The 25,533-nt window shown below is 68.3% G+C and carries 22 protein-coding genes, 1 tRNA gene and 1 pseudogene; 12 read left to right on the top strand and 12 right to left on the bottom strand.

Features of this window, described 5'->3' with window-relative positions; all coding sequences use genetic code 11:
* Positions 1-66 precede the first annotated feature (66 nt).
* Positions 67-2,187 carry a prolyl oligopeptidase family serine peptidase gene (locus JK358_RS10405; protein ID WP_232851038.1) on the top strand — a complete coding sequence of 707 codons (2,121 nt, stop codon included), beginning with the start codon at positions 67-69 and terminating at the stop codon, positions 2,185-2,187.
* A gap of 4 nt (positions 2,188-2,191) precedes the next feature.
* Here the strand turns inward: JK358_RS10405 and JK358_RS10400 are convergent, their stop codons facing one another.
* Positions 2,192-2,821, bottom strand: a complete 630-nt coding sequence (locus tag JK358_RS10400) for a TetR/AcrR family transcriptional regulator (protein WP_201946043.1) — start codon at positions 2,819-2,821, stop codon at positions 2,192-2,194.
* Between the two features lie 30 nt (positions 2,822-2,851).
* Complete coding sequence (locus tag JK358_RS39940; protein WP_201946041.1) at positions 2,852-3,448, bottom strand: TetR/AcrR family transcriptional regulator; 597 nt, start codon at positions 3,446-3,448, stop codon at positions 2,852-2,854.
* A gap of 77 nt (positions 3,449-3,525) precedes the next feature.
* Here JK358_RS39940 and JK358_RS10390 point away from each other — a divergent pair, with 77 nt between their 5' ends.
* The 4 genes from JK358_RS10390 to JK358_RS10375 all read left to right on the top strand — a co-directional run bounded on the left by JK358_RS10390 (position 3,526) and on the right by JK358_RS10375 (position 7,432).
* Complete coding sequence (locus tag JK358_RS10390) at positions 3,526-4,914, top strand: YhgE/Pip domain-containing protein (RefSeq protein ID WP_232851037.1); 1,389 nt, start codon at positions 3,526-3,528, stop codon at positions 4,912-4,914.
* A 124-nt stretch (positions 4,915-5,038) separates the two neighbouring features.
* Positions 5,039-5,737, top strand: coding sequence for a GAF and ANTAR domain-containing protein (locus tag JK358_RS10385; RefSeq protein ID WP_201946038.1), 699 nt, complete (start codon positions 5,039-5,041; stop codon positions 5,735-5,737).
* Between the two features lie 112 nt (positions 5,738-5,849).
* A complete protein-coding gene (locus JK358_RS10380) occupies positions 5,850-6,560 on the top strand; it encodes a GAF and ANTAR domain-containing protein (protein WP_201946035.1) in 711 nt (236 codons plus the stop codon).
* A 257-nt stretch (positions 6,561-6,817) separates the two neighbouring features.
* Positions 6,818-7,432, top strand: a complete 615-nt coding sequence (locus tag JK358_RS10375; protein WP_307817439.1) for a sigma-70 family RNA polymerase sigma factor — start codon at positions 6,818-6,820, stop codon at positions 7,430-7,432.
* Positions 7,433-7,456: 24 nt separating this feature from the next.
* On the opposite strand, the gene JK358_RS10370 is transcribed toward JK358_RS10375, so the two are convergent.
* The 7 genes from JK358_RS10370 to JK358_RS10340 all read right to left on the bottom strand — a co-directional run bounded on the left by JK358_RS10370 (position 7,457) and on the right by JK358_RS10340 (position 14,086).
* Positions 7,457-9,013, bottom strand: coding sequence for an MFS transporter (locus tag JK358_RS10370; protein WP_307817438.1), 1,557 nt, complete (start codon positions 9,011-9,013; stop codon positions 7,457-7,459).
* Positions 9,014-9,081: 68 nt separating this feature from the next.
* The gene (mscL, locus tag JK358_RS10365) at positions 9,082-9,528 is read right to left on the bottom strand and encodes a large conductance mechanosensitive channel protein MscL (protein ID WP_201946299.1); all 447 of its coding nucleotides are present in this window, start codon (positions 9,526-9,528) and stop codon (positions 9,082-9,084) included.
* A 134-nt stretch (positions 9,529-9,662) separates the two neighbouring features.
* Positions 9,663-11,219: a BCCT family transporter gene (locus JK358_RS10360; protein ID WP_201946033.1), complete on the bottom strand. Its 1,557-nt coding sequence runs from the start codon at positions 11,217-11,219 to the stop codon at positions 9,663-9,665.
* Positions 11,220-11,374: 155 nt separating this feature from the next.
* The gene (locus JK358_RS10355) at positions 11,375-11,701 is read right to left on the bottom strand and encodes a hypothetical protein (RefSeq protein WP_201946031.1); all 327 of its coding nucleotides are present in this window, start codon (positions 11,699-11,701) and stop codon (positions 11,375-11,377) included.
* Between the two features lie 10 nt (positions 11,702-11,711).
* Positions 11,712-11,933 carry a hypothetical protein gene (locus tag JK358_RS10350; RefSeq protein WP_201946028.1) on the bottom strand — a complete coding sequence of 74 codons (222 nt, stop codon included), beginning with the start codon at positions 11,931-11,933 and terminating at the stop codon, positions 11,712-11,714.
* Between the two features lie 149 nt (positions 11,934-12,082).
* On the bottom strand, positions 12,083-13,378 hold the full coding sequence (locus JK358_RS10345) for a D-arabinono-1,4-lactone oxidase (RefSeq protein ID WP_201946026.1): 1,296 nt from the start codon (positions 13,376-13,378) through the stop codon (positions 12,083-12,085).
* A gap of 33 nt (positions 13,379-13,411) precedes the next feature.
* Positions 13,412-14,086 carry a TetR/AcrR family transcriptional regulator gene (locus tag JK358_RS10340; RefSeq protein ID WP_201946023.1) on the bottom strand — a complete coding sequence of 225 codons (675 nt, stop codon included), beginning with the start codon at positions 14,084-14,086 and terminating at the stop codon, positions 13,412-13,414.
* Between the two features lie 118 nt (positions 14,087-14,204).
* Here JK358_RS10340 and JK358_RS10335 point away from each other — a divergent pair, with 118 nt between their 5' ends.
* Positions 14,205-15,698 carry an MFS transporter gene (locus tag JK358_RS10335; RefSeq protein ID WP_201946021.1) on the top strand — a complete coding sequence of 498 codons (1,494 nt, stop codon included), beginning with the start codon at positions 14,205-14,207 and terminating at the stop codon, positions 15,696-15,698.
* Positions 15,699-15,831: 133 nt separating this feature from the next.
* Here the strand turns inward: JK358_RS10335 and JK358_RS10330 are convergent, their stop codons facing one another.
* Entirely contained in the window at positions 15,832-16,959 is a 1,128-nt protein-coding gene (locus JK358_RS10330) for a lipase family protein (RefSeq protein ID WP_201946298.1), read from the bottom strand.
* A gap of 207 nt (positions 16,960-17,166) precedes the next feature.
* Between JK358_RS10330 and crcB the strand changes: the two genes are divergently transcribed.
* The 5 genes from crcB (at position 17,167) to JK358_RS10305 (ending at position 21,786) form a co-directional block, all read left to right on the top strand.
* Positions 17,167-17,559 carry a fluoride efflux transporter CrcB gene (gene crcB / locus JK358_RS10325; RefSeq protein ID WP_201946297.1) on the top strand — a complete coding sequence of 131 codons (393 nt, stop codon included), beginning with the start codon at positions 17,167-17,169 and terminating at the stop codon, positions 17,557-17,559.
* Between the two features lie 161 nt (positions 17,560-17,720).
* On the top strand, positions 17,721-18,083 hold the full coding sequence (locus JK358_RS10320) for a fluoride efflux transporter FluC (RefSeq protein ID WP_201946018.1): 363 nt from the start codon (positions 17,721-17,723) through the stop codon (positions 18,081-18,083).
* 47 nt (positions 18,084-18,130) lie between these two features.
* Positions 18,131-19,771 carry a phosphoglucomutase (alpha-D-glucose-1,6-bisphosphate-dependent) gene (gene pgm, locus JK358_RS10315; protein ID WP_201946016.1) on the top strand — a complete coding sequence of 547 codons (1,641 nt, stop codon included), beginning with the start codon at positions 18,131-18,133 and terminating at the stop codon, positions 19,769-19,771.
* Positions 19,764-20,990, top strand: a complete 1,227-nt coding sequence (locus tag JK358_RS10310; RefSeq protein ID WP_201946013.1) for an MFS transporter — start codon at positions 19,764-19,766, stop codon at positions 20,988-20,990. Before pgm ends, JK358_RS10310 begins: the two co-directional genes overlap by 8 nt.
* A gap of 58 nt (positions 20,991-21,048) precedes the next feature.
* Positions 21,049-21,786, top strand: coding sequence for a DsbA family protein (locus JK358_RS10305; RefSeq protein ID WP_201946320.1), 738 nt, complete (start codon positions 21,049-21,051; stop codon positions 21,784-21,786).
* Between the two features lie 108 nt (positions 21,787-21,894).
* On the opposite strand, the gene JK358_RS10300 is transcribed toward JK358_RS10305, so the two are convergent.
* Positions 21,895-23,700 (bottom strand): DUF222 domain-containing protein, encoded by a 1,806-nt coding sequence (locus JK358_RS10300; protein WP_201946011.1) that lies wholly within the window; start codon positions 23,698-23,700, stop codon positions 21,895-21,897.
* A 127-nt stretch (positions 23,701-23,827) separates the two neighbouring features.
* Between JK358_RS10300 and JK358_RS10295 the strand changes: the two genes are divergently transcribed.
* Positions 23,828-23,903, top strand: a tRNA-Ala gene (locus JK358_RS10295).
* A gap of 529 nt (positions 23,904-24,432) precedes the next feature.
* Here the strand turns inward: JK358_RS10295 and JK358_RS40620 are convergent.
* Positions 24,433-25,491, bottom strand: a pseudogene (locus JK358_RS40620) (recombinase family protein); the annotation flags it as partial.
* Positions 25,492-25,533 lie beyond the last annotated feature (42 nt).

Below are 25,533 nucleotides of genomic sequence, written 5' to 3'. Positions count from 1 at the left end.
CGCGTCGGTGCCCGGTTGTAGTGTGGTGGCACGCTTTTTCGAGCGAGTGGGGATTGGGGGAACGGCATGGGTCTCGCACGGCCGTACGGCTGGCGCGCGATGGTAGTGGCACTGGCGGCCGTCCTTGTGACGGCCTGCGGCGGGTCGGCCCCGGCCTCCGATCCGAATCTGTGGCTGGAGGAACTCGACAGTCCCCGCGTACAGGCGTGGGTGACGGGGGAGAACGAGAAAACCCTCGGTGTGCTGGAACAGGATTCGCGCTACGCCGGCAATCTGAGTCAGGCCCTGGAACTGGGCAGCGCGCCCGACCGCCTGCCCACCCCCACCTTCGTGGACGGCATGATCGGCAACTTCTGGCAGGACACCGACCACCGGCGCGGTATCTGGCGCGAAACCACCGCCACCGATTACGAATCGCCGCAACCACACTGGCGCACCGTGCTCGATCTGGACGCGCTGGCCGCCGCCGAGGGCCGCGACTGGGTGTGGAAGGGCATCGACTGCTCACCGGCCACCCGCACCCGGTGTCTGGTGCAGCTCTCCGACGGCGGCGAGGACGCTGTCACCATCCGGGAGTTCGACAGGGCCACAGGACAGTTCGTGGCAGGCGGCTTCGAGCTGGAGCGCGGCAAACAGTACGCCACCTGGGTGGACGACGACACCCTGCTGGTCTCGCGGGAATGGCAGGCGGGGGAGAAGACGGCCTCGGGCTACCCGTACATCGTCAAACGCGTGCAGCGCGGGCAGCGGCTCGACCAGGCGGTGGAGGTCGCGCGCGGCGAACCCTCCGACGGCCTGGGCACCGTGGCGTTGCGCCTGGACGGTGCGGCGGGCAGGCGGCTGACACTGGTGGTGCGCCGCCCGTCGTTCTACGAGGCGCGGGTCACCCTCGTCGACGGCACCCGCACGGCTGCTGTCGCGCTCCCGGACAAAGCCGATATCGAGGGCATGGTCGGTGATCGCGTGCTGATTTCACTGCGCACCGAATGGACTTCCGGCGCAACGACTTTCCCCTCCGGATCCCTGGTGGCCCTGAACGCGGACGATCTGGCCGCGGATCCGGGGAACCTGCTCCCCGCCCCGGTGTGGTCGCCGGGACCGCAGGATGCACTGCGTCAGGTCGTCACCACCCATGACCGGGTGGTCGTCACCTCACTGTCCGATGTCCGCGGCCGCGCCGCGATCTTCACCCCGCAGCCCGGCGGAACCTGGTCCGCCGCACCGGTTCCGGTGCCCGACCTGATGACGGTCGACGCGGTGGACGCGGATTCGCGCGGTGACACCGCCTACCTGTCCGTCACCTCGCTGGTCACCCCGACCACCCTGTGGCGGCTCGACGCCGACGACGGCCGCTTCGATCCGGTGAAATCCGCTCCGGCCCGGTTCGATTCGTCGCGCTTCGTGGTGGAGCAGCTGAAGGCCACCTCATCCGACGGCACCCAGGTGCCGTACTTCATCGTGCGCGCCGCCGACATGCGCTACGACGGCACCAACCCGACGATCCTCTGGGGCTACGGTGGTTTCGGCAGCTCCGCACTGCAGCCGTACAGCGGTGTGCTCGGCAGACTGTGGCTGGAGCGGGGCGGCGTGTACGTCATCGCCAATATCCGCGGCGGCGGCGAATACGGCCCGTCCTGGCACGAGGCGGCGCGCAAGACCCAGCGGCAGAAGGCTTTCGACGATTTCGCGGCGGTGGGTCGCGATCTGATGGACCGCAGGATCACCGCCCCGCGGCACCTGGGCATTCAGGGCGGGTCCAATGGCGGGCTGCTCATGGGCGTCGAATTCACCCAGCATCCGGAGATGTGGAACGCGGTGAACATCCAGATCCCGCTGCTGGACATGGTGCGCTACGAGCAGATCGCCGCGGGCGCGTCCTGGGTCGGGGAGTACGGGACCGTGGCCGACGAGGCAGAAGCCGAGTTCCTGGAGTCCATTTCGCCCTACGCCCAGGTGAGATCGGGGGTGCGCTACCCCGAGCCGTTCATCTGGACCAGCACCAGGGACGACCGCGTCGGCCCGCAGCACGCCCGCAAATTCGCCGCCCGACTAGCCGAACTCGGCGTCCCGTACCTGTTCTACGAGCCCACCCAGGGCGGGCACGGCGGCGGCACCACCATCGACGAGCAGGCGCGCACCAGCGCCCTGGAGTACACCTACTTCCAGCGCAGGCTGATGCCGGGCTAGCCGGTCAGTCCCGCACGATGAGCGAAACCGAGATGGGGACAAGCAGTTCCACCAGATCGCTCACCGGCGGGCGCGGGTCGGACAGCAGCCATTCGTGTGCGAGGCCGTTGATCGCGCCGATGAGCGCGCTACCGGCGAGCTCCGGATTGCCGCGAATGCGCGCGTTCGGCCCGGCCAGCGGTTGCAGCGCGGCGCGGATGATGGTGACCCAGTTGTGCCTGCGGGCGCGGCGATGCTGTTCCATGCGCTCGCTCACGCCGACGACCTCGACGAACGCCACCTTGGCGCGGTGCGGGTCGGAGCCCACCGAGCCGAGGTAGGCCGACAGCGCGGTGGTCACCGTGGTGGTGGGGTCGGGATCGGGTCCGAGTTCGGCCAGCGCGGTCGCCAGCGCGGCCCCGGCCTCCTCCTGGATGCGGTCGTAGGCCGCGACCAGGATGTCCTCGCGGGTCTGGAACTCCTCGTAGAACTGGCGTTTCGAGAGTCCCGCGGCGGCGCAGACATCGGCCAGCGAGCAGTTGGCGTACCCGCGTTCCCCGAAGATCTGGATGGCGGCGTCGAGGAAGCGCTGTCGGCGTTCGGCTTTCCGCTCGACCACGGCACGGCCGCCGTACTGTCTTCCCTCGATCGTCACTCCCCAAAGGTAGCGGTAGAGGTGCCGGCGTCAGCGACGGGGACGCAAACCGTCCAGCATGAACCCGACGGTTTCGTCGAGCAGCGTGTCCGCGCCCTCGGGTGTCACGAAGCCGGAGCCGACGAAGGTGGCCATGCCCTGCAGCGCCGCCATGGCCGACAGGCAGATGCGCCGCGGATCGCCCTCGACCACCTCGCCGCGCGCCTGGCCGTCGGCGATCATGCTGATCGGGACCGAATAGGCCGTGGCCACAGCCTCTTCCATGACGGCGGTCGGGCTGGTGTGGCGGCGAGCGAACATCAGGGCCAGCAGCGCCGGATTGTCGATGGCGAAGCGCAGGTAGGTGCGCGCCATGGCGTGCAGCCGCTCCAGGAAGGTGCCGGTGGCGGCGGCCTTCTCGAATTCGCTGCCGAGCCGGACGAAACCTTCGGCGGCCAGGGCGTCCAGCAGTGCCTGCTTGTCGCGGAAGTGCCGGCTCGGCGCGGCGTGGCTGACACCGGTGTCTCGGGCGAGCTGCCGCAGCGACAGCCCGTCGACGCCGACACGGCGCAGCGCGGCCTCGGCGCGGCGCAGGAGTTCGGCGCGCAGATCGCCGTGGTGATAGGAGCGCAAACGGGCAGCGGACATCGAGAGCAGGATATCGGACACACTTGCGGATGTTGTCGTTGACTACTTTGTAGGCAGTGCCTACATTGGCTGTCACCATGACGAACGACAGCATGTCCGGATCGGAAGGCGGGGAATCCGTGGTGAAAGACAGTGCGTCCACAGCGGTTTCGCCGGAGGGCGGGCGCGGGCGCGTGCCACTGCGCGGCTGGCTGGTGCCGATGTTCGTGGTCACGCTGCTGGCCGCACTGCTGGGCACCATGTACCTCGGCTACACCTCCGACCCGGAGAAGAACCTGCACGATTTTCCGGTCGCCCTGGTCAACCAGGACGACGGCGACGTGATCGACGGCCGCACCGTGAACGTCGGCACGCAGATCACCGAGGCGCTGAAGGACAAGGTGCCCGCCGACAAGGTGGATCTGCGGCTGCTCGGCATCGGTGAGGCGCAGCGCCAGCTCAAAGAGGGGCACATCTACGGCGCGATCGTCATCCCGAGCGATTTCAGCAAGCGGCTCTCGATTCTGGCCGCGGCCTCGGTGGTTCCCGGTGACGTGGAGCGTCCGGTGATCACCGTGCACACCAATCCGCGGGCGGGAACCTACGCCGCGGGCATCGTGCAGCGCTTCAGCGACCGCGCCATGACCGAGGTGAACGCCACCGTCGGCACGCAGCTCACCGAGCAGGTCGCCGCGAAACTCGCACCCGGCACCGATGCCGCCACGGCCGCCGCCCAGCTCAGCGGCGCGGCCCGGTTGCAACTGGCCAAGCCCATCGATGTCACCGTCGGCCCGTTCCGCCCGCTGCCCGAGGGCACCGGCCAGGGGCTGTCGGCGTTCTTCTACACGCTGATCCTGCTGTTCGCCGGCTTCAGCGGCGCGATGATCATCCACGCCATGGTCGACAATGTGCTCGGCTACGCGCCCGCCGAATACGGGCCCTGGTACCGGCACATCCAGCCGGTGGCCATCAGCCGCTGGCGCACGCTGCTGGCCAAGTGGGCCATGGCCGCGCTCACCGCACCGGTGATCTCGGGCATCTTCCTCGGTATCGCGACGCTCATGAACATGCCGATCGATCACCCGCTGCCGCTGTTCCTCTACGGCGCGCTGGCCATCGCGGCCGTGTGCGTCACGGGCCTGTCGGTGCTGGCCGCTTTCGGCACCGCCGGACTGCTGATCAACATGATCGTGTTCGTGATCCTCGGCCTGCCGTCCTCCTCGGGCACCATTCCGATCGAGGCGACGCCGCGCTACATCTCCTTCCTCGCCGATTTCGAGCCCATGCACCAGATCTATCTGGCGGTGCGCTCCCTGCTGTACTTCGACGGGAATCTCGCGGCGGGGCTGAGCACCGGCCTCTGGATGACGCTGTTCGGCCTGCTGTTCGGCGTGCTGCTGGGTGCGATCGCCACCCACACCTACGATCTGCGCGGGCTGTACCGGCTCGGCGTACCGCATCGTCCGGCCGCCGCGCTGGCGGAGTAGGTGCGGATGGCGGTAGGGCACAGGGACTTTCGGCCCTGTCCGTTGCCCACCTGTGACGGTGATACTGACCGCTGACACCGAATTACTCATCGTAGGGCGCGATGATGGTGGGGCGGTTCGTTGGATGGGTTCGTCACAGTTCGACCAGCTGACAGGACAATTCCTGCGTGCCGTGCGCGATGCGGGCGGCGGGCTCACCGCGGTGTGCACGGCCTGCGTGCGCGTGCTGCCCGTGCACCGGGCCGCCATCGTGCTGGAGGAACGCGACGCGGGGATGCAACCCTGGTGCGCCAGTGACGAATTCGCCGATCGGGTCGAGGCCGCCCAGGCCACGGCCGGGGAAGGACCGGCGGTCTCGGCGGTCGCCGACGGTGTGCCGATCCTGGTCGAGGATCTCGCGGCGGAGTTCGACCGCTGGCCGGGATTCGCTGCGGCCCTGGCGAATATGCCCGGTGACCGGCATGCCGCCGGATCCGTGCTGGCGGTGCCGTTGCGGCTCGGGGCCATCCGGCTCGGCGCGGTGGATCTGTATCGCGGGACCACCGGCCTGCCCGGACCGCGGCTCATGTCGGCCGCGCTGCACATCGCCGATCTGGTGACCGCCAGCCTGGTGCTGTCGTCGGGGGACGAGGCGCGGCAGTGGGCGCAGCCGGTGTCGAGTCGCCGGATTCATCAGGCGGCGGGCATGACCAGCGCACAACTGGGCATCGAGATCGCCGACGCCTACGCTCGCCTGCGCGGATACGCCTTCACACACGGTCTTTCGCTGGTGGAGGTGGCGCACGGGGTAGTAGACCGCAAGGTTCGAATCGAACCCGAATGAGCGCAAGTGTTCCGTAGCGCACCGGCCGCCCCATACGATTAGCTGACGGCAAGAGCGGCACAGGAAACTTACGTGGCGGCGCCCCGGCGTTCGCCGATGCGGGGTGATTGCGGTGTCCGACAGTGAGTTGCTGGTTGCGGTGCTGGCTCGATTCGCACGACTGCTACCCGCGGCACACGAGATGCCGCACATCCTGGAACAGTTGATGCGCAGTGCTATCGATGTGCTCGAACCGGCCGGCGCCACCGTCGCGCTGTCCGAGCAGCTCGGGGCCGGGGAGCCCGGACCCTTCAGCGGAATTCCCGCCGAACTGCTGGATCTCGAAGTCTGCCAGCGGGAATGCGCGCGCGGGCCGGGCGTGGTGGCGCACACCTGCGGCGCACCGGTGACCATCACCGATATCGGCAACTACGGGGACATGTGGCCGGAGTACGCGGATCTCGCTGGGCAGCACCGTATCTCGTCGATCGCCGCGATACCGATGCGGCTCGACGACACCGAAGCCGGTGTGCTGAGCCTGTATTCGCGGCAACCCCGCCGCTGGTCGGGGCGGGATCTGTCGGTGGCGGCGCTGCTGGCCGGGATGGCGACCGGCCACATCGTGACAGCGAATCTGGTGCAACGCCAGCAGCGCGTGACCGAGCAACTCCAGCACGCGCTGAACAGCCGGATCGTGGTGGAGCAGGCCAAAGGCGTTATCGCACACGCCCGTCAGACCACGCCGGATGCCGCCTTCGAGCTCATTCGCGCCCACGCCCGCCGCAATCGGGTGACGGTCCGGGCGGTGGCGCGCGGCATCGTCGAACTGGGCTTGCGAATCTGACACCGCCGCGAAACGACGGATTCGGCGCGGTGCGGGGCCTGCGAATCGCACACCGCCGCACCGGTTGCGAAGATTGCGCAGCACTGTAGTGCGGATCTGACACAACTGCGCCGGTGTCCCGGACGGGAAGAGTAGGCTGATCGATTGGCGGAATCGAAAGCCCCTGTCCCCGGCTGGTTTCCGTGTGAGGTCCGACCGTCCCTGCCCCTCGACGGCTCGTTTCGGCAACTCTGATTCCCGCAGATCTAGGGGCAGTAGTGAACGTGTCACGAGCACCGCACCATCCCGCCCGCCCGGCTCATCCGGCCGGGCGCCCGACCGGAAAAACCCACCGCCGCAACGACTACGACGAGCTGGTTCGCCGCATCGCCGCCGGCGACGATCACGCCTACGAGCAGTTCTACCGCCGCACCCGCAGGCTCGTCTACAGTCGCGTGCAGACCATCGTCCGTGATCACGGCTACGCCGAGGAGACCTGTCACGAGGTGTACCTCCAGGTGTGGCGCAGCGCAGCCGGTTTCGACCCGCGCCGCGGCAGCGCCCTGACCTGGCTCACCACCCTGGCGCACCATCAGTCGGTGGATAGGGTGCGGCGCGAGTGTTCCGCCGCCGGACACGAGAATCGCTGGGGCGTCTGCGATTACCGCCCGCCCGCCGACGTGGTGGCCGAGGAGATCGTGCGCCGGCACGAAGAACAGGCGGTGCGAACGGGTCTGCGCGCGCTCACCCCCTATCAGCGCGAGTCGGTCATGCTCGCGTACTACGGCGGCCTCAGCTATTCGCAGGTTGCCGCCCATCTCGGCATCGGCCTGCCCGCCGTCAAGGCGCGCATCAGATCCGGTCTGGCGCAATTGAAAACGGCCCTCGCCTGACGGCGGCGGGCCGTTGTCGTTTCGTCAGTGCGACGAGGTCGCCTGAAATCCCTTGGGTACCAGGATGACCACGAGCAGTGCGACCGAGCCGACCAGTCCCGCCGAGATCCACGAGGTGGTGGTCAACGCGGAATCGAAAGCGTGCTGGGCGATTTCGAGCACCTGTGCGCCGACCGGCCCGCCGATCTGATGGGAGATGTAGGCCGCGCCGCCGACGGAGCCGCGCGCGGTGTCCAGATCGTCGCCGTGCAGTGGCAGGTCGGTCATGTGCTCGACGAACAGGCGGCCGTGGATGCTGCCCAGCAGCGCCACCCCGAGGCCGATGCCGAGCTCGTAGTTGGTCTCCTCCACGGCGCCGGCCTGCCCGGCGCGTTCGGGAGGCACCGCCGCGACCAGCACCGCGGCGGCGGTGGTGATGGCGATGCCGTCGCCGATGCCCAGGCACACCAGCACGAAGGCGACCAGCGGATACGACGTGGTCGGGATGGCGGCCAGCACCACGAAGCCCGCCGTCAGCGAGGCCAGGCCGAACGCCATGAGCGGGCGCACTCCGACGTGGCGCATGAGCCACGGCGTGGCCAGCGACCCGAACAGGGTGGCGAACGCGGCGGGCACCGTCCGCAGCCCGGCTTCCGACGGCGTGTAGCCGTGAATGTACTGCAGCCACAACGAGATCAGGAACAGCGCGGCGCCGATGGCCAGCATGGCCAGCAGCGTCGACAGCGCCGCGGCCGTGAACGCGCGGTTGCGGAACAGCCGCACATCCAGCAGCGGATCCGCCGACCGCAGCTGCCGGTAGGCGAACCAGCCGAGCAGCAGCACCGACGCCACCATGATCACCAGATCGACCGGCGCCGGATCGCCCTTGGCCAGATGTTTGATACCCCACGCCAGCGCCACGATGCCCAGTACCGACAGCGCCGCGCTGAGCCAGTCGAGTGACCCGCCCTGCTGCGGCGCGCGGTACTCCGGCAGCAGCCACAGCCCGGCCGTCACGGTCAGCACCACCACCGGCACATTCAGCCAGAACGCCGCCGACCACCCGAACTGCTCGACCAGGTGCCCGCCGACCAGCGGCCCGATCGCCGCGCCCGCACCCGCGACCGACGCCCAGATGCCGATGGCCAGCGTCCGTTCGTGATCGTCGGTGAAGATATTGCGGATCAGCGAGAGGGTGGACGGCATGACCATGGCCCCGCCCACGCCCAGCAGCGCCCGCCCGGCGATCAACTGCGCGGGATCGTGCGCGGTGGCGGCCACCACCGAGGCCAGGCCGAAGAGCACGAATCCGGCGATGAACAGCCGTTTGCGCCCGTACCGGTCACTGATCGCGCCGCAGGTGATGAGCAGACCGCCCAGCACCAGCCCGTACAGGTCCACGATCCAGAGCTGTTCCATGGGACTGGGTTCCATGTGGTCGATCAGCGAGGGCAGCGCGACATTCAGAATCGTGGCGTCCATGGCGACCAGCAGCAGGCTCGCGCACAGCACGGCCAGCATGGCCCACCGCCCGGTCACCCGCGGCGGTTCCGCGTTCTCGGATCGAGCTTCGGCAACCTGCCGGGGTGGGATGCGCCCCACGACTGCCTCCTCGAATAGGCGCTATCGGTCAGCAACACTCTGGCTAGCACGATAGCGCCTCGCGAGCATCAGCTCCGGAGGGTCTCGGTGGTCGTGGCCTCGCCGCGCACGATCGCGGACTCGCGCTCGGTCTTCTGCGCGGCCAGCAGGTCGCGGATCTCCATGAGCAGTTCCAGCTCGGTCGGATCGGCCTTCACCTCGGTCGGCTTGGACAGCCGCTGCTTGAGGTGGTTCATCGGCACGATCAGCACGAAGTACAGCACGGCCGCGACCAGGATGAAGTTGATCGTCGCGCTGATGATCGGGCCCAGCGCCACGAAGGTGGACGGCTTCCCGGCCAGGATCTGGAAGCCGAAACCGAACTCGGCATTACCGCCCAGCACCGCGAGCAGCGGCTCGAGCAGCCCCTTGGTGATCGAGGTGACGATGGCGGTGAAGGCCGCGCCGATCACGACGGCGATCGCCAGGTCGACGACATTGCCCCTCATCAGAAATTCTTTGAAACCCTTGAACATGGTGCTTGGCAATTCCAATCCGAGAGCTGAATACGAGAGTTCAGCGCCGAAGTCTATGGGCTGCCCCGAGCCCGGTGAGAAATTGCCACACCCCATCGCGGCCACCCTCACACCGGATGTCCGGAGTGACCTGTTCAGCTCCCGCGCTCGGCCTGGAACGTCTTGACCAGCGACCAGCACATGGCCAGCATGACCACGCTGAACGGCAGCGCGATCAGGATCGCCACGGTCTGCAGGGTGGTGAGCGCCGATGCCCCGGTGCCGCTGGCCACCAGCAGTGCGATGGCCACCGCGCCCTGTGCGGAGGTCCAGAAGACCCGGCTCCAGGTGGGCGGCTCCGGATTGCCGCCGGAGGACAGCATGTTCACCACCAGCGCGCCCGAATCCGCAGAGGTGACGAAGAACAGTACGATCACCAGAATCGCCAGCCCCGCCGTGATGGACCCGCCGGGCAGCGTGTTCAGCAGCGCGAACAGCGCACTGTCGCGATCGGGCCCGTCCGGGCCGACAAGTCCACCGCCGCCGAACATTTCGCGATGCAGGCCCGCGCCGCCGAAGACCGCGAACCAGACGAAGGTGAGCAGGGTCGGCACCAGCAGTACGCCCGCCACGAACTCGCGGACGGTCCGGCCGCGCGAGATGCGCGCGATGAAGACGCCGACGAAGGGGGCCCAGGAGATCCACCAGCCCCAGTAGAAGACCGTCCACTGCTGCGTCCACGCGGTGCCGGTCGGGCCCTCGGTGGCCCCGGTGTAGAGGCTGATCTTCGGCAGCGTCTGGAGGTACGCGCCGATGTTCTGCACCAGGTCGTTGACGATGAACAGTGTCGGCCCGGCCACCAGCACGTACAGCAGAATCACCGCCGCCACACCCATATTCGTCTGCGAGAGCAGTTTGATGCCCTTGTCCACCCCGGTCACCACCGAGATGGTCGCCAGCGCGGTCACGCCGATGATCAGCACCACCTGCAGGCCCTTACCCGGTTCGTTCACCCACCCCTGGAAATTCAGGCCCGCCGAGATCTGCAGCACGCCCAGCCCGAGCGAGGTGGCGACGCCGAACACGGTGCCGATCACCGCCACCACATCGATGACATCCCCGCGCCAGCCCCGAATGCGTTCGCCCAGCAGGGGTTCCAGTGACCAGCGGATGGACACCGGCCGCCCCTTGCGGTGGATCGCATAGGCGATGGCCAGCCCCACCACCACATAGATGGCCCACGGATGAATGCCCCAGTGCAGGAAGGTCTGCACCATGGCGGCATCCGCGCGCTGCGCCGGGGTGTTCCCCACGCCGGGCCGTGGATCCTCGAAATGGAACAGCGGCTCGGCCACGCCCCAGAACACCAGGCCGATACCCATACCCGCCGCGAACAGCATGGAAAGCCAAGCGCCGAGGGAATATTCGGCCTTCTCCCCGTCCTGCCCGAGCGTGATGTCCCCGAACCGCCCCAGCCCCAGCCAGATCGCGAACACCACGAACAGCGTCACGATGACGATGTAGTACCACCCGAACCCGCCGATCACATTGTCCTGCAAGGCTTTCGCCTGCCGGGCAGCCAGATCCTGAAACACGATGGCGTACACCGTGAACGCGGTGACGATGACGGCCGCGGGCCAGAACACTCTGGGCGCGACCGCGGCTCGATGATGAACGGGACGGGTCTTGTCGGTGCCGCTCGGTGCGCTCACGAATCCCTTTCGCCTAGGGGCAGTAGATGCGGGAACGTCCGGCCTCCGTCGGGAGGCCGGACACCGTGCCGCTCCGGGGTTCGGGGCGAAGCCCCCAAAGGTCCCGGATTTCGGGGTTCGGGGGCGAAGCCCCTGAGAGGCCCCGGAGAGTTGGGTCAACTCATGCGGCTTTTCAGGTTCTCGACGATCTCGTTGAGCACCTTCATCACGTCGGTGGCCGCGCCCTCGAGATTGGCGCGCACCTGATCGAGGGCCTTCTGCAGATCCTCGGTACTCAACTTGTCGGCGAAAGCCTTGGCCATATCCGCGAATTCGGCGGCCGCCGTACTCGCCTTGTCGGCGAGTTCCGCGGCGGTGGCGCTGGCCTTCTCGGCGAGCTGCCCCGCCGCGTCGCCCGCCTTGTCGGCGAGACCCCCGACGGTCTCGCTGACGTTCTCGGCGAGTTCGTCGGAGGTGGCCGTGAGGTTGTTGTCCTCGGTCACGTCGCCCCGGCTACTGTCCGCCGCCGAACTTGTCCTTGGCCTGCCGCATGGCGTCGTCGGCCTTGTCCCGGGCGTCCTGTGCCATGTTCTCGGCGTCGTTCTTGGCCTTGTCGGCGCGGTCGTGGAATTTCGTTTCGAACTCGTCGGCCTGGTTCTCGATCTTCTGACCCATGCCCTCGGCTTTGGCCTTGGCCTTCTCGGCCATTTCCTTGGCCTTGTCCATCAGCGACATCGAAACCTCCCTAGGTGTGTCACGCCCGGGGCGGGCGTGCATGCGGGGTACTTCGACGAACCACAGCGATCGTTCAGCAAACGACCGGTGTGCACCTATCGTGGCGATCTGGAATGGACGGTGTCAACTCTCGGGGCCGGTGTGGCAGGTCAGCCGACGGGTCCGAGCACCCGCTCGAGGTAGGGGTTGGTGAACCGGCCCTTGGGATCGAACCGCCGCCGGACCTCGGTGAACCGCTCCCACTCGGGGTAGCGGGTGCGCAGCGTCTCGGCGGTCTGGAAATGCCGCTTACCCCAGTGCGGGCGGCCGTTGTACTTGTCGAACACGGCCTCGCAGGCGCGGAAGTAGCCCTCGTACTCCATGCCCTCGTACTGGTGTACCGCGATGTAGCAGGTGTCGCGGCCACCGGCGGGGGAGAGGAAGGCGTCGTCGGGCGCGACCCAGCGCACCTCGATGGGCATGGCGGTGTCGAAGCGGGTGGCGACCTCTTTGATCTCGCGGATGGCGTCGATCGAATGTTCGCGCGGGATGGCGTATTCCATCTCGGTGAACCGGAACAGTCGCGGGCTGGCGAATACCCGGTAGGAGCGTTCGACCTGACGCCGGTAGCTGCCCGCGTAGGCCGCGCCCTTCTGCACCCACGGGATCAGGCTCGGGCTGCGGCGGGTGAGCCGGCACAGCGCGTCGAAGGTGTAGTTGGTCATGAGGATGTCGGAGAACCAGTCCACGGCCTTGCTGCGCGGCTGCTCCGGCAATTGAACAGTGTTGTTGCGCTTGGTCATGGCGAGCGGACTGTGCGCGAACATGTAGAACTCGAAGTGCTCGTTGCCGTCCACATGGGTGTCGAGGTCGGCGAGCACCTCTTCGAGCGGAACCGGTCGTTCGATGCCCTCGAGCACGAAGGACGGCACCATCTGCAGGGTGACGGCGGTGACCACGCCGAGTGCGCCGATATTCACCCGCGCCGCGCGCCAGCCGTCGGGATCGGTCTGCTCGTTGAGCTCCACCCGGCTGCCGTCGGCCAGCATGAGCTCCACCGACTGCAGTGCGGCGGAGAGGTTCTGTAGTTTCGCGCCGGTGCCGTGGGTGCCCGTCGCGGTGGCCCCGGCGATGGACTGCACGTCGATGTCGCCGAGGTTGGGGAAGGCCAGACCGAGCGGGTGCAGGGCGTTGCTGGCGGCGTTGAGGGTGATGCCTGCTTCCGCGCGGACCAGGCCGGTGGCCCGGTCCACGGACAGGATCCGGTCGAGCTTGTTCAGCCGCAGTAGCGTGCCGTCGGTGAGCACGGTGTCGGTGAAGGAGTGGCCCGATCCGGCGACGCGGACCGTGTGCCCGGCCGCCTCGGCGCGCGCCAATTCGGCGGCGAGCTCCTCGGTCGAGCTCGGTGCGGCGATGGTCGCCGGAGTGCAGCTCTGGTCTCCGGCCCAGTTCACCCAGTTGGTCATGTGACCAACTTTAAACCGTCAGTGTGAGACGCGCTACCGTTTCCGGCAGTCGTGCATGGCTTGTTTCGCCCGCTCCACCTCGTCGTCGGTGAGCGCGGGCTGCGTCAGCGGCATGCGGGCCACGCCGTCGCCGCGGACGCCGTTCAGGATGACGGCCATATAGCGTTGCCACACATCGGGATTCACCGTGCGGGCGAAGCCGGCGACGCCGTCGACCATGTTCACCATGGCGAAGAAGTCGCTCGTCTCGATCTCCGGCTGCAGTGCCCCGGCCTCCTTGGCGCGACTGATCACGGCGCTCATGCCGGGGGCGATGCGCTCCTTCATGCACACGAAGCGGTCCATGCTGTCGTGTAGTTCCAGCACGACCTCGCTGAAGCCGCGATTGGCGGCCATATGGCGGCAGGCGTAATCGAACAGGCCGACCAGCCCCTCCCAGGGGTCGGTGTGGTGCAGCGCGGTCTCCACCTCGTGGCCGAGCTCGGTGATCATCTGATCGAAGACCTCGGAGATGAGTTCCTGCTTGTTCGCGAAACGTCGGTAGACCGTGCCGACGCCGACGCCGGCGCGCTCGGCCACATCGTCGAGGGTGACCTCGAGGCCGCGATCGGCGAACAGCTCGCGGGCCGCGGCGATGATCCGCTGCTGGTTGCGCGCGGCGTCGGCGCGCAAACGCCGAGGTGGAGGCGCGGTGGTGACGTGATTCACACCCTCATCCTAACAACAATCGGGATTAAGCGGAGGCTATCTCTCCGTTTTGCTGGTAGCTTCCAATACGTGAAACGGAGAAGTTGCCTCCGTTAATCCTAAGGGGACGAGGAAACCAATGACGACAACTCTCGAGAAAGACTTGCCCACAGCGGCGCACACGGGCCGCAGAGGCTCCCACGCCATGCGCTGGTGGGTGCTCGCCGTACTCGGCGTCGCCCAGCTGATGGTCGTCCTCGACGCGACCGTCGTGAATATCGCGCTCCCCGAGGCGCAGCTCGATCTCGGGTTCTCCAATGCCGATCGGCAATGGGTGATCACCGGCTACGCCCTGGCCTTCGGCTCGCTGCTGCTGCTCGGCGGCAGGCTCTCCGATCTCTTCGGCCGCCGCACCACCTTCATCGCCGGCCTGGTCGGCTTCGCGGTGGCCTCGGCCGTCGGCGGCGCCGCGGCCAACTTCGAGGTGCTCGTGGCCTCGCGTGTCGCACAGGGTGTCTTCGGCGCGCTGCTCGCGCCCGCCGCGCTCTCGCTGCTGACCGTGACCTTCACCGAACCCGGTGAGCGGGCGAAGGCCTTCGGCATCTTCGGCGCCATCGCGGGCGCGGGCGGTGCGCTCGGCCTGCTGCTCGGCGGCGCGCTCACCGAATGGGCGTCGTGGCGCTGGGTCATGTACGTGAACCTGGTCTTCGCGGCCGTCGCCCTGGTCGGCGCGGTGCTGCTGCTGGCCAAGCACGTCACCAACGAACGGCCCAAGCTCGACATCCCCGGCACGATCGTGGTGACGGCAGCGCTGTTCGGCATCGTCTACGGCTTCTCGCACGCCGAATCCGACGGCTGGACCAATGGCGTCACCCTGGCGTTCCTGATCGGCGGCACGGCGCTGCTGGCCCTGTTCTTCGTGATCGAACAGCGCGTGGCGCATCCGCTGCTGCCGCTGCGCGTGGTGCTCGACCGCACCCGCGGCGGGTCCTACCTGACCGTATTCGCCACGGCCATCGGCATGTTCGCGATGTTCCTGTTCCTCACCTACTACATGCAGCAGCAGCTGGGATACACCCCGATCATCACCGGTGTGGCCTTCCTGCCCATGGTGGCGGGCATGATCCTCTCCTCGACCACCACGCCGTCGCTGCTGGTGCCGCGGGTCGGACCGAAGGTGACCGTGGTGACGGGCATGCTCATCGCCTCCCTCGGCATGGTGCTGCTGACCCAGATCGGCGTCGACACCGCTTACGCGACGCATATCCTGCCCAGCCTGGTCCTGATGGGTCTCGGCCTCGGTATGGCGATGTCCACCGCCTTCATCGGCGCCACCTCCAACGTGCACCACACGGATGCGGGCGTGGCCTCGGCCATGGTGAACACCAGCCAGCAGGTCGGCGGCTCCATCGGCACGGCGCTGCTGAGCACCCTGGCCGCCACCGCCTTCACCGATTCGGTCGGCAGTCAGCAGCCGTCCCCGGGCGTCCTCGCCCAGGCCGCGGTCGACAGCTACACCACCACCTTCTGGTGGGCGGCCGGCATCTTCCTGGTCGGCGCGGTGCTCACCGGCATCGTGATGCCGAATACCGTTCCGCAGCCGGCGGAGGGGGAACCCGTTCTGGCGCATTGACATCCGCGTCCTCGATGGAGGAGCGCCCCGCCCGTGCGCAACGGGCGGGGCGTTTCGCGTTTCCGGGACAGGCCGCGAATCGGCCCCCAGCCGCGGTGGCTGGGGGCCGATTCAGGTGCGGATCGTCGTGCCGTCAGCGGCAATTCGACGGTGGGGCGAGTCCGGCGAAACGGTCGGAGAGGTAGCTGACCGCGTTGATCGCGCCGGGGAAGATGGCGGTGCCGTGGTCGGCTCCGCCGATCACGTCGAACAGCACCGGGGTGCCCGAGGCGCAGTAGCGGCCCGCCGTGGCCATGGCCAGGTTCAGCGGGACCTGGTCGCTGCCGCCGTGCCACTGGTAGACCGGGACGCGCGGGACGGCCGGGTAGATCTCCAGCGCGTTGTCGTGGAAGGCGTGGATGAGGGCCGGATCGTTCTCCATGCCCGGATTGAAGACCTCGCTGATGGTCTTGCCCGCGCCGACCGAAATGATGTCGTCCACACAGGAATTGGCCATGCGGTCGCGGAGGGCGAAACCGGCGGGGGTGAGGGCGCGATCCAGGGGTAGTTCGTCCGGATACTCCCGTTCCATGCCGATGGCGACCGCGAAGCCGAGGCCGAACAGCGGATGCGGTGCGTTGCCGTTGGCGATGGCGATCTTGCCCGGATTCACCGGCACGCCGCCCATGGCGAGGCCGACGAGGGGCAGTTCGGGCGCGTAGTCCGGGGCCAGGACCCCGGCGAAGCCGGTGGACATCGCCCCGCCGGAGTATCCGGCAAGTCCCACAGGCGAATCCGCGAGCCCGGCCGGTGCGAAGCGTTTGGCCGCTCGAATACCGTCGAGGGTGATCTGACCGCCCATCCGGGCCGCGCCGTACGCGCTGGTCGGTCCCAGGTGATCGGGTACGGCGATCGCCCAGCCGCGGGCCAGCAGCATATTCAGCGCGGGCGCCTCCTTGAGGCTGCCGTCGAACAGGCTGTGCGAGGGGGCGCATTGCAGCCCAAGCGAATTCACGAACGGCTGATAGGAGACCAGCGGTCGCGGCCCGCCGCCCGCGGGCACGATGAGCGTGGTGACCGCCGCGATCGGCCCACCGCCGGAGTTGGTGGAGCGGAACAGCAACTGCCACACCGTCGCACCGGCGAAACCGTGCGCGGGAACCAGGCGCGAGTTGAGTACATCGCCCGGCGCCGCGCCGCCGAGACCCGGTGGGGCTCCGTAGAACCCGTCCCCGTCCGGAATGGGGTAGACCGCCGAGTGCGCGGCCGGTGCCGCGGCCATTGCCGCTATCAACACCGTCGCCACTCCGACGCTCTGTACCAGCACCCTTCTGATCGATTGGCGCAGTGCCAACTTGGCTCCTCGAGGCCGATGGGACAACACCGGGCAAGCCGCACTATCCTCGCAGTTCCGGGGTGTTGTTCCGGTTCAGCAACACGCCGAATGGCAACTAATTAGCAAACTAGAGAGAGGCGGGCGGTGAGCACCATGGGCGACGACATCGACGCGACCCTGCTGGCCGCCATCGCTCTCGGCGGCGGACTCGGCGCCCTGCTGCGCTACGGCGTGAGCCTGCTGGTGCCGCACACCGGCGCAATCCCGTGGCCGACCTTGGCGGTCAACGTGATCGGCTGTTTCCTCATCGGCGTCCTGATGGTTTCGATCACCGAGAAATGGACACCCCATCGGCTGACGCGCCCGTTCCTCGGGGTCGGTGTACTGGGCGGATTCACCACCTTCTCCACCTACGCCGTGGAAGTTCGTACACTGCTCGAATCGGGCCGAAGCGCTGTAGCGCTCGGATATCTCGGGGGCACGGTGGTGACCGCGGTGGGCGCGGTCGTCCTCGGAATGGCCGCGACGCGGCGGGTGATCGGGTGAGACGAAGAGGTGGATTGCGGCGCGGCTTCACACGCGGCGACTAGAGCACGGTAAGTATCGATACGGCACGGCGATTGGGGGCAGGCGATGAGAGAAGCGGATCCGCGCTGGCGACCGGCGTCACGGCTGCGGAGACTGCTCAGCGAAGACGAGGTGCGGCGGTGACGGCACTGTTGGTCATAGCCGGAGGCATGCTCGGCGCCCCTGCCCGTTTCCTGGCGGATCGCGCGGTGGCCCGTCGATTCGCTAGTGTCTTCCCACTGGGCACATTGGTGGTGAACGTAACCGGCTCGCTGATTCTCGGCGCGTTGATCGGTGCGGGAGCGAACCATTGGCTGCTCGCCACCGTGGGAGTCGGCTTCTGCGGTGCGCTGACCACGTTCAGCACGTTCGGCTATGAAACGGTTCGACTCGTCGAGGAGGGCGCTTACAGCTATGCGGTGGCGAACGTCGTGATCGGCGTTGCGGCAAGCCTGGCCGCGGCCTTCGGTGGTGCCTTCCTCGGGCAGCAGGTGTGGCCATGATTCTGATGACCAGCCGGGCACAGGCGATACGGAAGGGAGGTGCGAGCATGGCCCACGATCGAGCCGGACGACCGGCTCGGGCCACGGACCTCGAGGACATCGCGCACTTGGTGACCGCGTACTACAGCCAGATCCCGGATCCGGCGGATCCGGCGCAGCTGGTGTCCTTCGGCACCTCCGGGCATCGCGGCTCGAGTCTGGACTGCGCCTTCAACGAGGCGCACATCCTGGCGATCACGCAGGCGATCGTGGAATACCGGGCCACCCGCGGCATCACCGGGCCGGTGTATCTGGCGCGGGATACGCACGCGCTGTCCGAACCCGCCTGGACGACGGCGCTCGAGGTGCTGGCCGCCAATGACGTCACCGCCGTCATCGACGCGCGCGACAGGTACACGCCCACACCGGCTTTGAGCCACGCCGTGCTGCGGCACAATCGCGGCGGCACCCGGCATCAGGCCGACGGCATCGTGGTGACGCCCTCGCACAATCCGCCGCGCGACGGCGGCTTCAAATACAACCCGCCGCACGGCGGACCGGCCGACACCGTGGCCACCGACGCCATCGCCGCGCGCGCCAACGAGCTGCTGCGCAACGGGCTTTCGGAGGTGCGCCGCACCAGCCTCGCGCATGCGCTGGCCACCAAGGTGGAGCGCTACGACTACCTGGACCGCTACATCGGGGACCTACCCAACGTGCTGAACCTGGATGCCATTCGCGGCGCCGGGATTCGGTTGGGCGCGGACCCCATGGGCGGGGCTTCCGTGGATTACTGGGAGGAGATCGGGCAGCGCTACGACCTCGAACTCGAGGTCGTGAATCCGTTCGTCGATCCCACCTGGCGATTCATGACATTGGACGCCGACGGGCGGATCCGGATGGATCCGTCCTCGCGCTATGCCATGGCGTCGCTGGTCGCGATTCGCGACGACTACGACATCTCCACCGGTAACGACGCGGACGCGGACCGGCACGGGATCGTGACTCCCGATGCGGGACTGATGAACCCGAACCACTATCTGGCGGTGGCGATCGAATACCTGATCGCCAACCGGATGGGCTGGGACGCGCTGACCAAGATCGGCAAGACCGTGGTGACCTCCTCCATGATCGACCGCGTGGTCGGCGTGCTGGGCCGCGACGTGTACGAGGTGCCGGTCGGGTTCAAATGGTTCGTGCCCGGATTGTTCAGCGGCAGCCTGGCTTTCGGCGGCGAGGAATCCGCCGGAGCCTCGTTCCTGCGCATGGACGGCACCGTGTGGACCACCGACAAGGACGGCATCCTGCTCGCCCTGCTGGCCGCGGAGATCACCGCCGTCACCGGGCAGAGCCCGTCCACCCGCTACGCCGAACTCGAGAAGCGCTACGGCTCCCCGGCCTACACGCGGGTGGACGCCAATGCCACCGCGGAACAGAAATCCCGCCTCGCGGCGTTGACGCCCGACATGATCACCGCGACAGAGATCGCCGGCGAGCCCATCACCGGCATCCAGACCCGCGCCCGGGGCAACGGCGCAGCGCTCGGCGGCGTCAAGGTCGTCACCGAGAACGCCTGGTTCGCCGCCCGTCCCTCGGGCACCGAGGACAAGTACAAGATCTACGCGGAATCGTTCCAAGGCCCCGAGCACCTCGCGCAGGTGCAGGCGGCCGCGGAGGAAGTGGTGGGACGGGCGCTATCCGGTGAGTAGTTCGAAGGGCTCCACCGCCCAGCGTCATTCGGTACCCGTCGAAATCTGGGTGCTGGTGGGGTCCGCCTTCACCATCGCCATCGGATTCGGGCTCGTCGCACCGGCGCTGCCACAGTTCGCCCGCAGTTTCGGGGTGGGCGTGGCGGCCGCCTCCTTCATCGTGAGCGCCTTCGCGCTGATGCGGCTGGTGTTCGCGCCCATGAGCGGCAAGCTCATGCAGCGGCTGGGGGAGCGGCCGGTCTATCTGACCGGGCTGGTCATCGTCGCGGTGTCCACGGGCGCGTGCGCGTTCGCGCAGACGTACTGGCAACTGCTGGTGCTGCGGTCGCTGGGCGGCATCGGGTCGACCATGTTCACGGTGTCCTCGCTGGCGCTGGTGATCCGCATGTCGCCGCCCGCCGAACGCGGGCGGATCTCCGGCATCTACTCCACCAGCTTTCTGATCGGCTCCATCGCGGGGCCGCTGGTGGGCGGCGCGCTGACCTTCCTGGGACTGCGGGCGCCGTTCCTCATCTACTGCGTGGCGCTGCTCGTCGCGAGCCTGATCGTGTATGTGGCGCTGAAGGATTCGCCGCTGGTGCAGCCGGAGACGGTGCACGGCATGAAGGTCATGACCTTCCGGGACGGCTTCGCGCGGCCCGAGTACCGGGCGGCGCTGTGGGCCAACTTCGGCAACGGCGCAGCCGTTTTCGGCGTCCGCATGGCGCTGGTGCCGCTCATCGTGGTCGAAGTGCTCGACGAGGGCGCGGGCATGGCCGGTGTGGCGCTGACCGTGTTCGCCATCGGCAATGCCGCGGTGCTGTTCCTGTCCGGACGGTGGTCGGATCAACTGGGCCGCAAGCCTTTCCTGATCGCGGGCACCCTGATCTGTGCGATCGGCACCGCCGGGTTGGGGCTCGCGCCCAACCTGATCTGGTTCATGGTCGCCTCCTGCGTCGCGGGTATCGGCTCGGGTGTGTTCTCCCCGGCGCTGCAGGCGTCCGTGGCGGATGTGGTCGGCCCCAGCACCCGGGGCGGGCCCGTGCTCGCGGGCTATCAGATGGCGGGTGACCTGGGCACCTTCCTCGGCCCCTATGCCATCGGGCTGCTGGCCGACAATGTCTCCTACGGGCTGGCTCTCCTGGTCACCGGTGTCATCCTGGCCTCGGCCTCCGCGCTCTGGGTGGTCACGCCGGAAACCCTGCGGCGCAAGGAAGCCGCTGTCTCGATGCCCGCCTAGGCCGCCAGTCCCACCCCACCGGTACCGGGGCGGGGTGGGTTGGGGCAGAGTGGTGGCCGTGAGCCAATCGTCTTCGAAGCACACCCCGCAGCCGGTTTCCAGCAAGACCACCTACGCGCTCGGAGCCCTGGCGCTCGTCGTGGTCGCGGCGATCGTCTTCGCGGTCTACCAGTGGAACCGCGGGAGCGACTCGCCCCGCAACGACGGCTACGGCGCGGTGCGCGACGCGGCGGTCAGCGTGGCCCTGGACTCCGACGGCGCGATCGTCCTCGGCAAGCCCGGGGTGGCGAAAACCGTTGAGATCTTCGAGGATCCGCTGTGCCCGGCCTGCGGTCACCTGGAGAAGATCTTCGGCCAGGAGATCGCCCAGCAGATCGACGAGGGGAAGTTCGCGGTCCGCTACCGGCTGGTCAATTTCCTCGACTCGGCCTCGCGCAGCAAGGACTACTCGACGCGCGCCATCGCCGCCAACGAGTGCGTGGCCCAGGCCGGTGACGGGCCGCTGTACTCCCGATTCCACGAGGCGCTCTTCACCACCCGGCAGCCCGAGGAACGCGGCGCGGACCACGACAACCAGACCCTGGCCACCATCGCCAAGGACGCCGGGGCCTCGGATGAGGTGGTGCGCTGCATCAGCACCGGTCAGCGGGTGGACACCGCCCGCAACCATGCCGAGGCGGCCCTGAAGGCGCTCGAGGCCGAGCTCGGCGGGAAGGCCGCGACGCCGTCGGTCTTCCTCGACGACAAGAAGGTCGACTGGCAGAACGACGACTGGGTCGTGAACGCGGCCGGGTAGTTCCCGGAAGCGGGTGGGGTGCGGCCCTGCAGGGGGTGCTCGGGTGGGCCGCACCCCGGGGACGGAACCGCTCTGCGGGATACGGCTCCGTGGCTCGGTGCGGTTGCGTCAGCCGTTCGCGGCGCGGGCCGCCGGCGGTTCGGGGATGTCGTTCTCCGGGGTGCAGCGGGAGAGCTGCGGGTGGATGAGGATGTGGTCGTCCATCGGGTAGGCCAGGTCGGCGGTGAAGGGGAGCGGCCGGGCGGGCTCCTCCACCGGTTCCGGAACCGCGCGCAGCGGCGGCGGCGTGGGTGCGTCGATATCGGTGTGCGGGAACAGGTATCGAGCGCCCTCGCGGACCGTCTCGTGGGATTCGCCGCTGGGGTCCACCCAGCGCAGGGTGTCGGAGTCGGCCAGATAGACGCGCCAGGGCTGTTTTCCCTTGTCCGCCAGCATCTTCAGTCGATGGTGATGGGTGCAGAGGATGGCCCGGGACGCCGCGCCGGGACCTGAGGCGAGGCCGGGTGGGAGCGGACCGAACTGGGCGAGAACGGTTTCGGCGGCGGGCATACCGCAGTCCGGGAAGCGGCACATGCCGTCCACGGCGCGGACCTCGCGCGGCGGCGCGGACGAAAACGGGCGCACGGCAATATGTTTCGTGGCAGCGGCACGTTCCCACGGTGCGGGCGCGATACCCCGGCCCCGGGGCGGCAACTCCGAGACGTCTCGGCCGCGAGCGGGCGTCTCCGCCGTGCCCCGGCTTCGGGCGGGCGCGTCCGCCGTGCCTCGGCTTCGGGCGGGCGCGTCCGCCGTGCCTCGGCTTCGGGCGGGCGCGTCCGCCGCGTCGCGGCCACCGATGTGCCGCTCGGCCCCTCGCAGGCCACCGGTGAGCCGCTCGGCCCCGCGCCCATGTGGCCGGGCCTTCGGCTCCCGGTCTTTCGCCGCGGCTGGATCGGTGTCGCCGGCCGTTGAAACTGCTGCGCTGGAGTCGGTTTCGGTGTGCTCGGGTTCCGGCTCGGTCTCGGCGGGGACGAAGTACTCCGGAATCACCTGGAAGCGGGCGTGTTCGGCGAGGGTGCGGGCGAGGGCGGCGTCGATGGGGCCGTAGCCGGAGAGGTAGGCGGGGTCGTCGCGCAGGCCGAGGAGGGTTTCGGCGGGGACGCCGATATGGATGAGCGGGCGGCGCGGGGTGGTGGGGGTCGCGGATTTGGGGCAGTACCTCCCCCGGCCGCAGCCGCAGCGCAGGCGGGCGGAGCCGTCGGCGAGGGCGACCAGGGCGTCGGCCCGGCGCTGGGGCATGCTGCGCGGGTCGCCCTCGCACACCTGCAGGCTCATCTCGCGCAGGCGCATGGCCAGGGTCTGAGCGCCGGCGGCGGGGAGCAGACCGTCGAAAACCGCCATACCGTCCTGCATGGCGCGGATGCGGATGTCGCGGTCGTCCTCGCGCTCCTCGCGGCGGCGCTGTTCGCCGTTGGGATCCAGGCGCGCCACCCAGCGCCGCGCGGTCTGCCGCAGCCGTGCCGGATCCGACCGCACCGCGGCTTCGATGAGCTTGGGCTCCAACGCTTCTCGCACCTCCGCTGTCAGTCCGCGCATACTGTCGGTGATCACCTGCACCCGGGACAGATCGATCCGCCCGGACGCGAACGCCTTCCGCGTCAGCGGCAGCGAATCCAGCGCCAGCCCCAGATCGATCATCGCCGTGGCCACTCCTTCCGAAACCCGTACCGCCACCGCCACTTCGGCGGCCGCGAACTCCCCGGCCCGCACCCCGCCCGCCCCCGGCGCGGCATTCTCGGCCCGATGTCTGCGATACACCTCCCGGATGGCGGTAACCTCCGCCGATTGCGCGAACGCCGCCGCCCCGTGTGCCCGTCGCAGCGCGTCGATCAGCTCCTCGTCGCCCATCGCCTCCACCTCTCGGCTGTCGAACATGTGTTCGACCCTACGCCCATATGATCGCCCCCGCCACCCTCTATCCAGGCGATTTGGTTACTCCCGCGCGTGTCGTGTAACTTCGTTCAGGCAAGCGGGGCACGCCCCGCGAGCGAAAACTGAACACGGGGCTATGGCGCAGCTGGTAGCGCACCACACTGGCAGTGTGGGGGTCAGGGGTTCGAGTCCCCTTAGCTCCACCAATCGTGTCATTACACGAACCGACTCCATTGGGGCTGGTACCGCAGAAGCGGTACCAGCCCCAATGTCGTTTCCGGGTTGGGGGATGCGGAACGTGGGGACGAGGCGATTGGGGCCGGTGATGGCGACCTGGGCGACGAGGGTCTCGATGAGTGCCTTGGCTTGGGTTCGGGTGCCGGTGGCAATGATTTCCGCGATGTGGTCGGCGATGCCATCCAGCGTGGCGGGTTCCGGGGCCGTGGGTTCATTCGCCAGGGTCGCGGTCAGTTGGTCGCGGCGGGTGGTGAGCTGGGTTGCCTTGGCGCGTAATTCGCCGAGTCGTCCGGCGATGAGCTCGGGATCGAGGGTGCCGGTTTCGAAGGCGTTCAGATAGCGGTCGATCGCCTGCTGTGCCTTGGCAAGTTCGGCGGTGACGCTGGCCAGTTCAGGGCGGGTGTCGCTGCTGGCGTTTCGGTGGTGTCGCTGTTGCGCGTGGATGGCTTGGCTGATCAGGTCGTGGCGGGTGCGGTAGAACTTGCCCAGGGCTTCGAGTACGGCGCCGTCGACGGAGTCGGCGTCGAGTCGGGTGAAGTCACATTTGTCGCTGTTGTAGCGGGCGCGGTTGAAGCAGGTGTAGTAGCGGTAGGTGCGGGAGCGTCCGGTGGCGCGGGTGCCGATCATGGAGCGCCCGCAGCGCGGGCAGCGCAGGCGGCCGGTGAGGAGGTAGTCCGATGAGTTGGCGGCGCGGTGGGCGTGGGACTCCCCGCGGGCTTCGAGGACTGATTGAGCACGGTCGAAGATGTCGATGTCGATGAGGGCGGGGTGGGTGCCGGTGACGGTGGTGTCGCGGAAGGTCAACTCGCCGAGGTAGATCCGGTTGTTGAGGATTCGCAGGACGTGGTGGCCGGACCATTCGCGGCCGGTGCTGGCTCGATGCCCGCGTGTGTTCAGCTCAGCGGCGACGGCCCGCGCACCGAGGCGGCGGCAGGCGTAGAGGTCGAAGATCGTGCGCACGACCATGGCTTCGGCGTCGTCCACGATGAGGGTTTGGGTGGTTTTGTCGACCCGGTATCCGTAGGGCCGTTTGCCGCCCTTCCAAAGTCCTTTGGCGGCTTTGCGTTCCATTCCGGCGATGACGCGGTCGATGATGGTGTCGCGTTCGAACTGGGCGAACATGCCCAACATCTGCACCAGCATGCGACCCATGGGAGTGGAGGTATCGAATGGTTCTGTGGCCGAGCGGAACACGACTCTGGCCCGGTCCAGCTCGTCGAGCAGGGTGACCAGGTCACGCAGGCTGCGAGAGAAGCGGTCGACACGGTAGACCACAAGCACATCGATGAGCCCGGCACGCGCGGCGTGCAGCGCGCGTTGCAGGCCGGGGCGTTCGGTGCTCGCGCCGGAAGCGTCGTCGGTGAACGACGTCGTGTGTCGCCAGCCGGGTTGGGAATCGATGTAGGAGGCCAGCCGGGCGTCTTGGGCGTCGATGGAGTAGGGCTGGTTGTCTTCGGTGGTGGAGCGGCGGGTGTAAGTCCCTACCCGCACGTCCTGTCGCCATTCGGCCGTGTCGGTGGCGATACGCGAGGTTGAGGATTTCTTGCTGCCTGCCATGCTGCTGGTCCTTCCCATCGATACACGTTTCTCGCAAAGGTG

The organism is Nocardia acididurans, from assembly GCF_016741815.1.
GTDB classification, from domain to species: domain Bacteria; phylum Actinomycetota; class Actinomycetes; order Mycobacteriales; family Mycobacteriaceae; genus Nocardia; species Nocardia acididurans.
This window is presented reverse-complemented; position numbering and strand designations above follow the sequence as displayed.